8 protein-coding genes, 1 tRNA gene and 2 rRNA genes are annotated in these 15908 nt (G+C 53.7%); 4 read left to right on the top strand and 7 right to left on the bottom strand.

Annotated features, from left to right (window positions below):
- Positions 1-22: 22 nt before the first annotated feature.
- Both GS3922_RS01650 and GS3922_RS01640 read right to left on the bottom strand, forming a co-directional pair.
- A 23S ribosomal RNA gene (locus GS3922_RS01650) occupies positions 23-2950 on the bottom strand.
- A gap of 552 nt (positions 2951-3502) precedes the next feature.
- A 16S ribosomal RNA gene (locus GS3922_RS01640) occupies positions 3503-5060 on the bottom strand.
- The 16S and 23S rRNA genes sit together here, the layout of an rRNA operon.
- Positions 5061-5948: 888 nt before the next feature.
- On the opposite strand from GS3922_RS01640, the gene GS3922_RS01635 reads away from it, so the two are divergent.
- On the top strand, positions 5949-6767 hold the full coding sequence (locus GS3922_RS01635) for a protein-glutamine gamma-glutamyltransferase (protein ID WP_063164903.1): 819 nt from the start codon (positions 5949-5951) through the stop codon (positions 6765-6767).
- On the opposite strand, the gene GS3922_RS01630 is transcribed toward GS3922_RS01635, so the two are convergent.
- Positions 6738-7646, bottom strand: a complete 909-nt coding sequence (locus GS3922_RS01630) for a DMT family transporter (protein ID WP_063164902.1) — start codon at positions 7644-7646, stop codon at positions 6738-6740. The genes GS3922_RS01635 and GS3922_RS01630 overlap by 30 nt on opposite strands.
- A gap of 58 nt (positions 7647-7704) precedes the next feature.
- On the opposite strand from GS3922_RS01630, the gene GS3922_RS01625 reads away from it, so the two are divergent.
- Positions 7705-8382, top strand: a complete 678-nt coding sequence (locus GS3922_RS01625; RefSeq protein WP_063164901.1) for an MgtC/SapB family protein — start codon at positions 7705-7707, stop codon at positions 8380-8382.
- A 69-nt stretch (positions 8383-8451) separates the two neighbouring features.
- Positions 8452-8524 (top strand) — tRNA-Ala (locus GS3922_RS01620).
- Between the two features lie 167 nt (positions 8525-8691).
- Here the strand turns inward: GS3922_RS01620 and GS3922_RS01615 are convergent.
- Complete coding sequence (locus GS3922_RS01615) at positions 8692-9867, bottom strand: DnaD domain-containing protein (RefSeq protein ID WP_063164900.1); 1176 nt, start codon at positions 9865-9867, stop codon at positions 8692-8694.
- Positions 9868-10245: 378 nt separating this feature from the next.
- On the opposite strand from GS3922_RS01615, the gene GS3922_RS01610 reads away from it, so the two are divergent.
- Positions 10246-11178, top strand: coding sequence for a thermonuclease family protein (locus GS3922_RS01610; protein ID WP_063164899.1), 933 nt, complete (start codon positions 10246-10248; stop codon positions 11176-11178).
- Positions 11179-11327: 149 nt separating this feature from the next.
- On the opposite strand, the gene GS3922_RS01605 is transcribed toward GS3922_RS01610, so the two are convergent.
- The 3 genes from GS3922_RS01605 to GS3922_RS01595 all read right to left on the bottom strand — a co-directional run bounded on the left by GS3922_RS01605 (position 11328) and on the right by GS3922_RS01595 (position 15668).
- Positions 11328-11579: a hypothetical protein gene (locus tag GS3922_RS01605; protein WP_063164898.1), complete on the bottom strand. Its 252-nt coding sequence runs from the start codon at positions 11577-11579 to the stop codon at positions 11328-11330.
- A gap of 56 nt (positions 11580-11635) precedes the next feature.
- Positions 11636-12136, bottom strand: a complete 501-nt coding sequence (locus tag GS3922_RS01600) for a GNAT family N-acetyltransferase (protein ID WP_082816513.1) — start codon at positions 12134-12136, stop codon at positions 11636-11638.
- 304 nt (positions 12137-12440) lie between these two features.
- A complete protein-coding gene (locus GS3922_RS01595) occupies positions 12441-15668 on the bottom strand; it encodes an efflux RND transporter permease subunit (protein ID WP_063164897.1) in 3228 nt (1075 codons plus the stop codon).
- Positions 15669-15908: the final 240 nt, after the last annotated feature.

Raw genomic sequence — 15908 nt, 5'->3', positions numbered from 1 at the left:
AGGCAGGCGGCCTCCGCTTTTCTAGGTTAAGCCCTCGATCGATTAGTATCCGTCAGCTCCACGTGTCGCCACGCTTCCACCTCGGACCTATCGACCTCGTCATCTTCGAGGGATCTTACTCGCCTAATGCGATGGGAAATCTCATCTTGAGGGGGGCTTCACGCTTAGATGCTTTCAGCGCTTATCCCGTCCGCACATAGCTACCCAGCGGTGCCCCTGGCGGGACAACTGGTACACCAGCGGTGCGTCCATCCCGGTCCTCTCGTACTAAGGACAGCTCCTCTCAAATTTCCTGCGCCCGCGACGGATAGGGACCGAACTGTCTCACGACGTTCTGAACCCAGCTCGCGTACCGCTTTAATGGGCGAACAGCCCAACCCTTGGGACCGACTACAGCCCCAGGATGCGATGAGCCGACATCGAGGTGCCAAACCTCCCCGTCGATGTGGACTCTTGGGGGAGATCAGCCTGTTATCCCCGGGGTAGCTTTTATCCGTTGAGCGATGGCCCTTCCATGCGGAACCACCGGATCACTAAGCCCGACTTTCGTCCCTGCTCGACCTGTCCGTCTCGCAGTCAAGCTCCCTTGTGCCTTTGCACTCTCCGAATGATTTCCAACCATTCTGAGGGAACCTTTGGGCGCCTCCGTTACCTTTTGGGAGGCGACCGCCCCAGTCAAACTGCCCACCTGACACTGTCTCCCACCCCGCTAAGGGGTGCGGGTTAGAATTTCAATACCGCCAGGGTGGTATCCCACCGATGCCTCCACCGAAGCTGGCGCTCCGGCTTCCCAGGCTCCCACCTATCCTGTACAAGCGATACCAAAATTCCATATCAGGCTGCAGTAAAGCTCCACGGGGTCTTTCCGTCCTGTCGCGGGTAACCTGCATCTTCACAGGTAGTATAATTTCACCGGGTCTCTCGTTGAGACAGTGCCCAAGTCGTTACACCTTTCGTGCGGGTCGGAACTTACCCGACAAGGAATTTCGCTACCTTAGGACCGTTATAGTTACGGCCGCCGTTTACTGGGGCTTCGGTTCGCACCTTCGCTTGCGCTAAGCGCTCCCCTTAACCTTCCAGCACCGGGCAGGTGTCAGCCCCTATACTTCGCCTTTCGGCTTCGCAGAGACCTGTGTTTTTGATAAACAGTCGCTTGGGCCTTTTCACTGCGGCTCTTCCAGGCTCTTCACCCGAAAGAGCACCCCTTCTCCCGAAGTTACGGGGTCATTTTGCCGAGTTCCTTAACGAGAGTTCTCCCGCGCGCCTTAGGATTCTCTCCTCGCCTACCTGTGTCGGTTTGCGGTACGGGCACCTCTTCCCTCGCTAGAGGCTTTTCTTGGCAGTGTGGAATCAGGGACTTCCGGATCGAATCCGTCGCCATCACAGCTTAGCCTTACGGCCAGCGGATTTGCCTACTGGCCAGCCTCACTGCTTGGACAGGCTCTTCCAGCCGCCTGCTCACCCTATCCCCCTGCGTCCCCCCATCGCTCAAACGGGAAGGAGGTGGTACAGGAATCTCAACCTGTTGTCCATCACCTACGCCTTTCGGCCTCGGCTTAGGTCCCGACTAACCCTGAGCGGACGAACCTTCCTCAGGAACCCTTAGGCTTTCGGCGCAGAGGATTCTCACCTCTGTTTTCGCTACTCATACCGGCATTCTCACTTCTAAGCGCTCCACCAGTCCTTCCGGTCTGGCTTCTCTGCCCTTAGAACGCTCCCCTACCGATGACCAACGGTCATCCCGCAGCTTCGGCGGCACGTTTAGCCCCGGTACATTTTCGGCGCAGAGTCACTCGACCAGTGAGCTATTACGCACTCTTTAAATGGTGGCTGCTTCTAAGCCAACATCCTGGTTGTCTTCGCAACTCCACATCCTTTTCCACTGAACGTGCACTTAGGGGCCTTAGCTGGCGATCTGGGCTGTTTCCCTCTTGACCACGGATCTTATCACTCGCAGTCTGACTCCCAAGGATAAGTCATTGGCATTCGGAGTTTGACTGGGTTCGGTAACCCGATGAGGGCCCCTAGCCCAATCAGTGCTCTACCTCCAACACTCTTACCTTGAGGCTAGCCCTAAAGCTATTTCGGGGAGAACCAGCTATCTCCAAGTTCGATTGGCATTTCACCCCTACCCACACCTCATCCCCGCACTTTTCAACGTGCGTGGGTTCGGGCCTCCAGCCGGTGTTACCCGGCCTTCACCCTGGACATGGGTAGATCACCTGGTTTCGGGTCGACGACGACGTACTCATGCGCCCTGTTCAGACTCGCTTTCGCTGCGGCTCCGCCTTCCTGGCTTAACCTCGCACGCCATCGTCACTCGCCGGTTCATTCTACAAAAGGCACGCCATCACCCATGAACGGGCTCTGACTACTTGTAGGCACACGGTTTCAGGTTCTCTTTCACTCCCCTTCCGGGGTGCTTTTCACCTTTCCCTCACGGTACTGGTTCACTATCGGTCACTAGGGAGTATTTAGCCTTGGGAGATGGTCCTCCCTGCTTCCGACGGGATTTCCCGTGTCCCGCCGTACTCAGGAGCCGCTCGGGAGGGAACGAAGTTTCGACTACAGGGCTCTCACCTTCTCTGGCCGGCCGTTCCAGACCGGTTCGTCTACCCCGTTCCTTTCTCACTCCCATATGAGCGGTCCTACAACCCCAAGAGGCACGCCTCTTGGTTTGGGCTGTTCCCGTTTCGCTCGCCGCTACTCAGGGAATCGCGTTTGCTTTCTTCTCCTCCGGGTACTAAGATGTTTCAGTTCCCCGGGTGTGCCCTCCATGCCCTATGGATTCAGGCATGGATCCTGTCCCATTACGGACAGGGGGTTCCCCCATTCGGACATCTCCGGATCAACGCTTGCTTACAGCTCCCCGGAGCGTTTCGGCGTTTGCCCCGTCCTTCATCGGCTCCTAGTGCCAAGGCATCCACCGTGCACCCTTTCTAGCTTAACCTACAGCGTCTCGGCTTCTTCCTTTGCGTTTCCGGTTATCTAGTTTTCAAGGAACGAGACTACTTCATTGAATTCACTTCTCTGCAGTCTTGCGTCGAGGAATCCAGCTTCTCTGAATTCACTTGTAGACGCAAAGCGACTTCTTTGAACAAACTTCCTTGCGGCTTTGTGCCGAGGAATCTTGCTTCCCTGAACCTGCTAGCAGACGCAGGCACAGGCGCTTTTGAAGGAATTCTCATTCCTTCAAAACTGAACGAAACGAAAGCGCGATTTGTTAATGGTCGGCCGTTCGCGGCCTTCCCTTTTCGTATTGTCTAGCTCCAGCGCCTGGCTCTCTTCTGCCAAATAACCTTCCCCCTCGGGGTGCAAGCACCCCTGCGGGTGAAGAACATTTGGCTTCGAGAGCCGATCGCGGCGCTTCCGCTTTTCGTACTGTCTAGCTCCGGCCGCCATCGGCTCGCGACGCTTCGGCCCTGCTGCGGCGGCATAGCCTCCTCGCAGGCCCTCCAGCACGTTTCGCCGATAGGCGGGCGGCCTTCGCTTTTCCCCTTAGAAAGGAGGTGATCCAGCCGCACCTTCCGGTACGGCTACCTTGTTACGACTTCACCCCAATCACTTGCCCCACCTTCGGCGGCTGGCTCCCGTAAGGGTTACCTCACCGACTTCGGGTGTTGCAAGCTCTCGTGGTGTGACGGGCGGTGTGTACAAGGCCCGGGAACGTATTCACCGCGGCATGCTGATCCGCGATTACTAGCGATTCCGGCTTCATGCAGGCGAGTTGCAGCCTGCAATCCGAACTGAGAGCGGCTTTTTGGGATTCGCTCCCCCTCGCGGGTTCGCAACCCTTTGTACCGCCCATTGTAGCACGTGTGTAGCCCAGGTCATAAGGGGCATGATGATTTGACGTCATCCCCACCTTCCTCCGACTTTTCGCCGGCAGTCCCTCTAGAGTGCCCAACTGAATGCTGGCAACTAGAGGCAAGGGTTGCGCTCGTTGCGGGACTTAACCCAACATCTCACGACACGAGCTGACGACAACCATGCACCACCTGTCACCCTGTCCCCCCGAAGGGGGAACGCCCAATCTCTTGGGTTGTCAGGGGATGTCAAGACCTGGTAAGGTTCTTCGCGTTGCTTCGAATTAAACCACATGCTCCACCGCTTGTGCGGGCCCCCGTCAATTCCTTTGAGTTTCAGCCTTGCGGCCGTACTCCCCAGGCGGAGTGCTTATCGCGTTAGCTGCAGCACTAAAGGGTGTGACCCCTCTAACACTTAGCACTCATCGTTTACGGCGTGGACTACCAGGGTATCTAATCCTGTTTGCTCCCCACGCTTTCGCGCCTCAGCGTCAGTTACAGGCCAGAGAGCCGCCTTCGCCACTGGTGTTCCTCCACATCTCTACGCATTTCACCGCTACACGTGGAATTCCGCTCTCCTCTCCTGCACTCAAGTCCCCCAGTTTCCAATGACCCTCCACGGTTGAGCCGTGGGCTTTCACATCAGACTTAAGAGACCGCCTGCGCGCGCTTTACGCCCAATAATTCCGGACAACGCTCGCCCCCTACGTATTACCGCGGCTGCTGGCACGTAGTTAGCCGGGGCTTTCTCGTGAGGTACCGTCACCGCGCCGCCTTCTTCAAACGGCGCTCCTTCGTCCCTCACAACAGAGCTTTACGACCCGAAGGCCTTCTTCGCTCACGCGGCGTCGCTCCGTCAGACTTTCGTCCATTGCGGAAGATTCCCTACTGCTGCCTCCCGTAGGAGTCTGGGCCGTGTCTCAGTCCCAGTGTGGCCGGTCACCCTCTCAGGCCGGCTACGCATCGTCGCCTTGGTGAGCCGTTACCTCACCAACTAGCTAATGCGCCGCGGGCCCATCCGCAAGTGACAGCCAAAGGCCGCCTTTCAACCGAAGACCATGCGGTCTTCGGTGTTATCCGGTATTAGCTCCGGTTTCCCGGAGTTATCCCGGTCTTGCGGGCAGGTTGCCCACGTGTTACTCACCCGTCCGCCGCTGACCAAATAAGAGCAAGCTCTCATTCGGTCCGCTCGACTTGCATGTATTAGGCACGCCGCCAGCGTTCGTCCTGAGCCAGGATCAAACTCTCCAATAGAAAGTTGATTGGCTTTGGCTTCGGCCTCAGCACCAAAGGCGCCGCGGCCTCAGCTTTTTCGTATTGTCTAGCTTCGGCCGCCATCGGCTCGCGACGCTTCGGTCCTGCTGCGGCGGCGATAGCCTCCTCGCAGGCCCTCTAGCGCGTTTCGCCGATAGGCGGGCGGCCTCAGCTTTTCGTTGCGCTTCGTTTCGTTCAGTTTTCAAGGAACGAGATTAGTCGATATCATCTGGCGTTGAGGGATTCTGTTTTATCGAATCACTCACACGCAAGTTGTTTTCTCTTGCAAGAAACCGTTCAACGAAGTTGTCTCTTGCGAGCAGCTTCTTTATAGTAGCATAACATCTTTTTGATGTCAACCACTTTTTTCTCACTCATCACCGCCGAACACCTCGTTCAGCAGCGACGCTATTTAATATACCACCCTAATCTCCAAAACGCAATACCTTTTTTTAATTTTTTTTTGTTTTTTTTAACCTGTACTCTTCCCAAAAGTCCCCACTTCCCATTATCTTAGTACGTAATCCTTCTCCTTGGCAACCTCTGTAATCCTCCACATAACATATTCGTTGCAAACCCTTTTCTTGATCCCACCATCAATCGTCATTACACAAGAAAGCAAAATCGACAGCCCTACTTCTTCCCCGTATGATAAAAAAACGTTCAGAGATAGGCTCCTTCCTACTTTCTATAACTGAAACATGAAGCGGGGTTGTGTATGCCCCATTGTTGTTACCAAAAACCATGAAGGACAGTACCTGATCTTTCTTACACCGTAACTGATCATTTTTGCTCAAAATGAATGAATACGCCTACCGACGGGCGCATACATTTCAATATAATATGTTGCTGCCCATGGCCATTTCTTTTCAAGGAGGCATCTAGACTTTGATCCGCATTTTAGCTTCACCGTCCGGTTTGAGCCCGTCTTACTCGTCTTCCCTTTCGAAAAACGAGCAGGCGATCCTAAACGCTCTTGTTTCTTCGCCTGTGCTGTACACATATCCAAATGAACGACAACTGCGATTTGAAATTGCGTTGCGCGCCCACACCGTCCAAGCTGCGGTCGACTTAGCGAAGAGCCGGGCGCGGTTTGCCATTTTTCGTTTTTCGCGCTGCAACGGCCAGTTTTGGGAGCGGGACGAGCGAGGCGGTTTTCGGCTGCGGCCGGGCGTCCCTGCTTCGGAAGCCATTAACGACATTTTCATTAATAGCGAACTGTACGCCTTTGAGTGTGCGACGGCCATTGTCATCGTCTTTTATAAAGCGGTGCTCGACACGATTGACGTCGCAGCGTTCAACCGCCTGTTCGCCAATTTGCTTTTGTACGACTGGCATACCGACCGAGATCTTGGCATCCATACAAAAAAGGGAGAACATTTCCTCCCCGGGGACTGCCTCTATTTTAAAAACCCGGAATTCGACCCGTCGACGCCGCAATGGCAGGGGGAAAATACGATTTACTTAGGCGACGGCTTGTTTTACGGGCATGGCATCGGCATTCAAACAGAAGACGGCATCATTGCCGCCCTTAATCGGAAGCGTAAACGGGGGGCGACGAAATCCGCCTATCTTCTCCCCCATATTACGCAAGTCAACTTCACGTATTTGTCCCAATTCGCCCGCCCGTTGAACGAATTCCGCTTGCCGCTCCGCCCATCGTTCATCGCCGGGACGTTAGGGTCCGCTACTTTCTTGTATCGTTAGCGGCCCTTTTTCGTTTTTCTCCCACAAATACAGACCGATTCCTGTTAAAATAAAAATACCGCCAACCCATTGAAACAGGCGGATCTGTTCGTCAAACAGCCAATACGCCAAGGCCGAAGCGCCGATGGGTTCCAATAAAATGGCCATCGACACCGTTGAGGCGCTCACCCATTTGACTGCCCAGTTCATCACCGAATGGCCGAACAGCGTCGGGATGATGGCTAAAGCGAGAAAACAAAGCCAGTCGGTCAGTTGGTACGCTGTCAGCGAAAAACGGGATAGTGCGGTATACACGTACAACGTCACAGCGCTGATGCCATAGACGATATAGGTATACGTCATAAGCGATAACCGTTGGCGCAATTCCTGACCGAACAGCCAATACGCGGTCACCATCGCGCACGCCAATAACGCCAGCACGTCGCCGTACAGCGCCTCTCCGCTGACGCGAAAATCACCCCAGCTGATGAGGATGCTTCCAGCAATGGCCAAAAGAGCGCTCCCGATCGCCCCGATCGTCAGCCGTTCGCGGAAAAAGAGCGCCCCCCCAGCAAAAGCAAACAGCGGCTGCAATGTCACAAGCACGACCGAGCTTGTGACTGATGTATAGTCGAGTGATTCAAACCAAAGAATAAAATGAAACGCAAGCAGCACGCCGGAACAAACGGAAAACAGCCAGTCGCGCCGGGAGATGTGCGTTAGTTCATGAATATGGCGGAGAAAAAACGGCGTCATGATGACAACGGCGAAAAAAAGCCGATAAAAAGCGATCACGGCTGATGGCGCCTGCGACCATTTGACGAAAATGGCGGACGTCGACACGGCCAGTGCGCCGATCAATAAGGCGGAATATGCCCTTATTTGGCTTGGCGGTTTCATCTTTCCATCTCCTTGCCAACTATTTTCTTACTATTATATCACGAACGAGGTGAGAAAAATGATGTTTGATCCGTTCCTCAAATTAGGGATTTCAGCCGTCCTCGGGATGATCATCGGGCTGGAACGGGAATTGAAGCGAAAACCGGTTGGTTTGAAAACGTGCCTGGTCATCTCAATTTCCAGTTGCTTATTGACAATTGTCTCCATTGAATCAGCGTACGTCTTTCCGTCGAAAGACCATATTACCATGGATCCGCTCCGCCTCGCCGCCCAAATCGTATCCGGGGTCGGTTTTTTAGGAGCGGGCGTGATTTTGCGTCGTGGCAACGACAGCATCACCGGACTGACGACCGCTGCGATCATCTGGGGGGCGGCAGGCATCGGGGTGGCGGTCGGAGCAGGCTTTTATTGGGAATCGGCGTTTGGTGTCGCGCTTCTAATCGTTAGCGTCGAACTCATTCCATTTTTAATTAACTTTTTCGGGCCGAAGCAGCTGCGCGAAAAAGAAGTCCTGCTGCAAATTACGGTCGCCGACGGAAAAAACATTACGAAAGTGATCGATCATTTAAAACAGCAGCACATCAATATAAAAACGATACGCATCAAAGATGTGGAAGAAAACCAGCACTTATTGAAACTAAGGGCTGTCGTCGACCAACGGCGCTCGACCGCCGACATTTATTACGCCATCCACTCCATTGACGCGATCATTCATGTTGATATTGAAAGCGGCTGATAAAAAAAGATTGCAAACGCCCATCGATCTAGATATAATAGAGCATGGACAAATCATCCATATTCTTTTGGGGCATTAGCTCAGTTGGGAGAGCGTCGTGCTGGCAGCGCGAAGGTCACCGGTTCGAGCCCGGTATGCTCCATTCACCAACCCCTTGCGTGGCAAGGGGTTTTTGGTTTGACCGGGAAAGGTCTCACACCGAAACGCTTCGTCGACGAATCAGCGGCCGTAATCTCCCAACGAACGGCGGGCGGCAAAGTCACATGCAAGAGACGCCCGCCGCTCCCTTCATTCCATAGAGATCGTCGCTCAGGATGGTGCTTTATATTTTTTTAAGCGCTCCTCGAGCTCCCGGCGCGCTTGTTCGATGTCAAAGTCATCGTCTTCCGGCTGACTGTAGTCCATGTTCAGCCAATCCGGCACGATCTCTGTACGGATCGGCTTCCGCATCGTTCTGCTGCTCTCAGTTAAAGGCGAGGGAGACCGTTGGTTCACTCGCTGCTTCCGAAACGCAAGCCGTGCCGCCCGCACTTCGTCGATAGTGCGATACCCTTTTTCCGCCCAGTCGCGCAAGATCGTTTCGACGTACACCCATCGTTTCGCCCCGTTTTCCACCGCAATTTTTAACGCTTCTAAGACGAGTTCCTCGGACGTGTCATCTACCCACACATTGATTTTTTCCCGCAGATACCCTCCGATCGCCCCAAACCCGTTTTGCTCACAGAAACGAACAATCTCCTTGTAGGCGCGCACGCGCTCGCCGTCTTCTTTCTCTTCTCTTTTCCTTTCTGATGTGATCTCTGTCGTATTCTCTGGTATCGGTCTGTTCACATTGAGCACCCCGATGGACCCATTTGACGAGCTGGACGGCTCAATTTGAACAGATGATCGGGCGATTTCGTCCGTCAGCCGCCTGTTTTGGCCAGATGGGCCGTTGATTTCATCCATCGACCGCTCAGCTTGGACAGATGGACGGGCCCATTCATCGACGGATCGTCCAGGTAAAATAGGCAAATCGGCCACTTCAGCTGCGGGTCGCTCACGTTGAACCGATGAATAGGAAGCGGTTGCAAGGCGATCAAGAACGGTGGAACCGCTGTCCCCCGCTGGGCCGCCATTCGCCCCTGGTGGCTGTTCCTTTTGCCTGAATGGCGTTTTTTGCGTCCATTCGGCCAGTTGGTTGTAATCGATCCGATACCATTTCGTTTTATCGACTTTGGAGCGGTTAAAATTCGCCGAAACGATGATCCCGAGCTTTTCGAGCTTGGTGATGATGCGGCGAATCGTGCTTTCCGACCAAAACGGGAACTGCTCCTGCCAGTCGGCATACGTGTTGTACACCCATTTGTAGCCGTCGCGAATGTTTTCACTTTTCTCCAACCAATAATGCAGCTGTTGGACGATAATGCTTTCGTTCAACCCGATCGCCACGGCGAGCTGTGGCAAAATGATTAGCGGCTCGTCATCTAACAGCAATTTGGTCATCGTCCCTCTCCCCCTTGAAACAATAAATGAACAACTTGTTTGCAGCCAAATTTCTTTATGATCGTTCCATTTCTTTGATAAACTTTATTTCAAATGCCATCAAATTACTTAATGGCGCGACAACAGCAATTTTGGCCCGATTTCACGCTGAAAAACGCCAAAAATACGCACAAACTGGCTGAATATCCGTATAAAAGAACAAATCGGCATGTTCCATCATTTTCGTTGAGAGAGTGAATCGCATCCATTATGAAACCATACGGCAAAAACACACCAAAAACAGTTGCATATATGTTAACAGAGCAAATGGGGGCGTTTCGTTGCTTTCATCGCCTCTTTGCCGAAACAGCAACACCTTTTTCGAACGGAGGGAGAGCGTTGAAACAAACGGCGATTCTGTTTTTTTGCTTGATGATTCTATTTCCCGCTTCTGTTTTCGCCCACCCGGGCACATTGGATGAATTGGGCGGGCATTTCCGCAACAGCGACTGCACGTACTTGCTGCACAAACCGACCGCATTGGCGAAGCAGGCAAAAACGAAAGAAGAGCTAATCAAGCTCATTCAAACATACAACGGCAATGAACGATGCAAGCGGAACCTCACTCCGGAGCGGATTGACTTAGACGGCCATGCGCTTGGGGGAAACGAGGACGATGCTTCGCTGCGTCTGGGCCGGACATACGAAGCGGCATTGGTGGAGTGCGTGGACGGGGACACGGCCAAATTCCGTGTGAACGGCCACGTGTATACGACGCGCTTTTTGTTCATTGACACGCCGGAAAGCACGATCGAAGTCGAGCCGTACGGAAAAGAAGCGAGCCAGTTTACGTGCTCCCGCCTGCAACAAGGGAACATTGTGCTTGAAACAGATGGAAATACATTGTTTGACAAATACCAGCGGCTGCTCGCCTGGGTATGGGTCGACCACCGCCTGTTGCAAGAAGAGCTCGCTAAAGCCGGGCTAGTCGAGGACGTTTATGACTATGGCAATTATAAATATGAATCGCGCGTCCGCGAGGCGTACGAGGAAGCAAAGCGGAATGGCGTCGGCATGTACGGCGGGCGCTCCGTTGCAGGAAATGAAAGGGCTAGTTCGGAAACGAAGCGAGAATCAACATCGGACACGAAGCGGGAGGGAACGCCGAACACCGATCCACAAGCTGAAGAGGAGATGAACCAAACCGATCGTGCGCCTAGCCGTGAGCAAGAAGCATCCGCTTCCGAACGATCCGGGCATCCGATTCTTTACACGCTGCTCGGCGCGGCGGCGGCGGCAGCGGTGTATTGGCTCATCCGTCAGTTGAAATGATGATCGCGAATAAAAAAGGCCTGTCCCCATCGGACAGGTCTTTTTTGATGGAAAGCAAGGTTCCCTTAGCCGCTCGTTCCGTCACGCCTTGAAAGCAGCTTCCTCAACGATTTCCGCAAACGCTGCTTTTCCATGCCCGTTGTTTCTGGTCATTGCTTCGGAAGCAACTCTTCAATGCCGGCGTCCCCGCCAGCTATTCGCCCCGGTTCCGCCCCGAGCCGACGGAAGCCGTATTTTTCGAGGCGCATGATTTGCTCATCGGTCAATTCGGTGTATGCAATGACCGACGGTGTGCCGGACGATTTGTAAATCAAGTTGCCGGTCACCGGGCATTGAAACGCATCAGCGACAAATCCTTCCCCATCTTGGATGGTAAACAGCCGAATAGGCATCACGTTCATGTCATTCCCTCTTTCCTTACATCGTCATGATTATCACTGCCCGATCCATCACCATTTTATACGAGCCGCTTGCCGACGATGACTAAATCGCGTTCGATGCCATCAAGCTCAGCAATGCGCGGAAAATAGCCCCATCGTTCAAACCCGAAGCGGGAAAAAAGCCGCAAGCTTGGCTCATTATGGGCAAAAATAAAGCCGAGCAGCGTCTTCATCCCAAGCGCCGGCGCCTTGTCGACCGCTTGCTTGAGCAGCTTCGTTCCCAACCCTTGGCCGCGGTGCGATTCGGCAATATAAATGCTCACCTCGGCCGTATGGCGGTACGCCGGCCGGCCGTAAAACGATTGGAAACTGAGCCAGGCGCAAATCTCGCCGCCATCTTCCACCACCCAGAGCGGCCGATGGTGAGGATCATGCGCTTCAAACCACGCTTCCCGGCTTTCCACCGACACCGGCTCCAAATCCGCCGTCACCATCCGGCTTGGGATCGTTTCGTTATAAATGCGGACAATGTGCGGCAAATCCGCCGCCGTTGCATCACGAATCAACCATCGTTCCATCCTGCATCTCCACCTTTTTTCCATAAGCATTTCGTTTCCAAAAGCGGAAACAGCGGGAGTATAATCATAACGATGCACAGGGAAAGAAAGGGGAAAAACATGAAACGCCAGCTCGTTGTATATCTTGTTTCGCTCGCCGCGTTTCTCGGCCCGTTTCCCCAAACGATTTACACTCCTATTTTACCAGAAGTGAGGGCCGCGTTCGCGACTTCTTCTTTTTTGATCAACTTGACGATTTTGATTTTCACCTTTTTCCTTGCGGCGAGCATCGCCACCCTCTGCGGCATCAAGACGCGAGCGCCTGTCACTCGCTTCTTGAAGCTCCTTTTTTCTTCCATTTCATCAATGTCTCATAAACGATCGGGACGATGATGAGCGTTAAAAGGGTAGAACTTGTCAATCCACCGATGACGGTCACGCCGAGTCCTTTGGAAATCAACGCCCCGCCTTCCATTCCAAACGCGAGCGGGAGCAACGCGCCGACAGTCGCAATGGCTGTCATTAAGATCGGGCGCAAGCGCGTCCCGGCCGCTTCCAAAAGCGCTTCGCGCGTCGACAGTCCGTCGCGTTCTTTATGAATGACGCGGTCAATCAAAACGATGGCGTTCGTGACCACGATGCCAATCAACATCAACATACCGATCAGCGCTGAAATGCTGATGGTTTCGTCAGCAATAAACAGAGCCAGGAGCGCACCAATGACGGTAAACGGCAGCGAGAACAAAATCGCAAACGGCGCCAACCCGCCGCCAAACGTGACGACAAGCACAAAATAGACGATCGCTACGGCGGCGAGCATCGCGAGCCCGAGCTGGGTGAACGCCTCTTCGATATCTTCGGTGACTCCTCCCATGTGGATATCGACATTGGATGGAACGCGCAGCTTGTCGATGGCCTTTTGCACGTCCGCCGACACAGCGGCGACGTCTTTCGTTTTCACTTCCGCCGACACGCTCGCGTATACCCGGCCGTCATAGCGTTGAATTTCGCTGTACGTATGCCCTTTTTTCAACTCGGCCACATCTTCAATCGGCACTTGGATACCAAGCGGCGACACAATCGTTTTCTTCATCAAATCACGAATATCATCGTATTGCTCTTTTTCAGCCGCAATGTAGACGTTGAGGTCTTCCCCATCTTGCTTGACCGTCGCAATCGCTTGGCGCTCGCCATTCTCGGACAACGCTGCGGCGATTTGCGCAGCAGTCAGTCCGAATTCACTTAATTTTTTCTGGTCGGCGACAAGCGCATATTCTTCAAACCGGGCGGACATGCTTGTTTTCACATTCGTCAGCTCATCATGATCGCGCAAAATGTCCGCTACGTTCTCCACAATCGGCTCGATCTCTTCCATTCGATCTCCATACACGTTAAGCTCAATCACATTGGATGCCCCGGTGCCGGAAACGTCCTGGCTTTGCCATTCCCCTTTGTCTCCGCGCTCACCAAGCGCCTTCATCACTTTTTCCTTCTCTTCGGCAAAATTTTCCACATCGGGGTCATACTCGACATAAAACAGCGCGGCATTGTCCTGACCCGGGTTCATCGGGTTGTCCCCGCCGACAGACAGTTGAATGTTCTTTACCCCTTCGCGCTTCTTGAAAAACGCCTCCACTTCTTTCGCGATGCGTTCCACTTGATCCACCGTTTGTCCCGGTGCAGGACTGTACGTGGCAACGATCATTTTTTGCTCATCGGACGGCAAGAAGCTGACCCCGACATACGGGACGAGGAACAAACTTGCGACAAGCAATAACACCGCTGCGCCGCTCACAATGAGTTTATGATCCAACGACCAACGGAGCACCGTTTTATACCAAGACGCCAGGATGCTTTTTCGTTCCTTGGCCCGGGCGCGTTTCGCGGCCACGCCGTTGCCAAACAGCCAGTGAGCCAGCGCCGGAACAACAGTGACAGCGACAATCAGCGAGGCGAGCAGCGCAAACACGATCGTCAGCGCAAACGGCAAAAACAATTCACCGACCATCCCTTTGACCAATCCGAGCGGCAAAAAGACGGCCACCGTTACAATCGTCGACGACGCGATCGGGATAAACATTTCTTTCGTCGCCGAGACGATCAGCTCTTTTCCCGTGAGCGGTTCATCCGGCAATGTCATGCGTCGGTAAATGTTTTCCACCACAACGATCGAATCGTCGATGACACGGCCGATCGCCACCGTCATGGCGCCAAGCGTCATGAGATTGAGCGTAATATCCATCTCATGCAGCAGCAAAATCGCCATCAGCAACGACAGCGGAATCGACACGATGGAAATCAACGTCGTGCGGACGTTACGCAAAAACAGGAAAATGACAGCGACTGCAAACAGCGCGCCAAACACCGCTTTGTCCACCATCGTGTTCACCGAATCTTCAATCGGCTTCCCTTGGTCAAACACGGTGATGATGCGCAACCCGTCATAGCGCTTCTCAAGATCTTTAATTTTTTCCTTGACGGCGTTAACGACGGTGACTGTATTGGCATCTTGCGCTTTCACGATTTGCACGCCGATTGACGGTTCACCGTTCGTCCGCGAAATCGATTCCGCTTTGGCGACGACTTCCACCTCAGCAAGCTCGCGCAGCGGAACAGAAGGAATGGCCACAGATCCGCCCGCTTGGCCGAACGCGCCGTTTCCCGCTCCTCCCGTCATCTGCCCTTGCCGGCCGGAAGCGGCACCTTGCGTTTGGGACGTTGCTCCTTGACCTGCCGTCATTCCTTGCATGTGACCGGCTGCCCCCATTCCTCCGCCGCCTGTCATCGCTGACTGTTCTGCTCCCGTAGCAGGGGCGATCGGGATGCGGAGCGCTTTTAAATCATCGACCGTGACGATGCGCCCGTCAATGACGACCGATTTTTCCGCATCGCCAAACGTGTACAGCCCGAGCGGAAGCGAAACGGCGGAAGCTTGAATGACGTTGATGACCGATTGTTCAGTCAGCCCGTACTGCCGCAACTTCTGTTCATCGAACCGAATGGTCACTTCTTGCGTTTGCTGGCCGGCGACTTCCACCGAATCGACGCCGTCGATGCCCTCTAGCTCCGGAACGACATGACGCTCAACCGTTTCCGTCAGCTCGGCCAACGATACATTTGGATGGGTGATGCTTACGGAGATGACCGGAAAAGCGGAAAAGCTAATGCGCGAAACGTCTGGCTCCTGCGCCCCATCAGGCAGCTTCAGATGACTGAGCGCCTCCTTCACTTCGTTTTGTGCTTTTTCCATGTCCTTGTCGAACTCATATTCAATTTGCACAAACGATGCATGTTGAAAGGAAGAGGAACGGACAACCGCGACGCCGTCCAAATGTTCCACCCGCTGTTCAATCGGCTCCGTCACCTTCTTGGCCACTTCTTCCGGCGTCGCCCCCGGATAGACCGTCGAGACGGAGATGAACGGAACGTTAATGTTCGGGATCGTTTCAAGCTTCATGTTCATTCCCGAATACAACCCGGCCACAGTAACAATGATCGTCAAAATCCAAACGGCGAGCTGATTATTGAGCGAAAACTGAATGACTTTCCTCACGCGCTTCTCCCCTTTACTCTTTACTGACTTCATAGTCACAAACTATATGTTAATGACCAAATAGTCAGATGTCAACAGTCCGCTCTTAAACAATACCGCATCGCGGACAATACTATTTGCAAAGAAAGGCAAAGGAGACCGGCGGCAAAGACTGATTCACCCGCTCACGCCCAGAAGCAGGGGCTTCTCGATTGAAAATGATAAAAAAGTGCCCTGTTACAAGTCAGGACACTTTCAGAA

The organism is Geobacillus subterraneus (genome assembly GCF_001618685.1).
GTDB classification, from domain to species: domain Bacteria; phylum Bacillota; class Bacilli; order Bacillales; family Anoxybacillaceae; genus Geobacillus; species Geobacillus subterraneus.
Note: the sequence above shows the minus strand (reverse complement) of the source record. Positions and strands in the feature narration are given on the sequence as shown.

Excerpts from the sequence above, each read along its gene's own strand:
- GS3922_RS01625 (WP_063164901.1), top strand. The coding sequence starts at position 7,705 with ATGATGTTTGATCCGTTCCTCAAATTAGGGATTTCAGCCGTCCTCGGG.
- GS3922_RS01615 (WP_063164900.1), bottom strand. The coding sequence starts at position 9,867 with ATGACCAAATTGCTGTTAGATGACGAGCCGCTAATCATTTTGCCACAG.
- GS3922_RS01605 (WP_063164898.1), bottom strand. The coding sequence starts at position 11,579 with ATGAACGTGATGCCTATTCGGCTGTTTACCATCCAAGATGGGGAAGGA.
- GS3922_RS01600 (WP_082816513.1), bottom strand. The coding sequence starts at position 12,136 with ATGGAACGATGGTTGATTCGTGATGCAACGGCGGCGGATTTGCCGCAC.
- GS3922_RS01630 (WP_063164902.1), bottom strand. The coding sequence starts at position 7,646 with ATGAAACCGCCAAGCCAAATAAGGGCATATTCCGCCTTATTGATCGGC.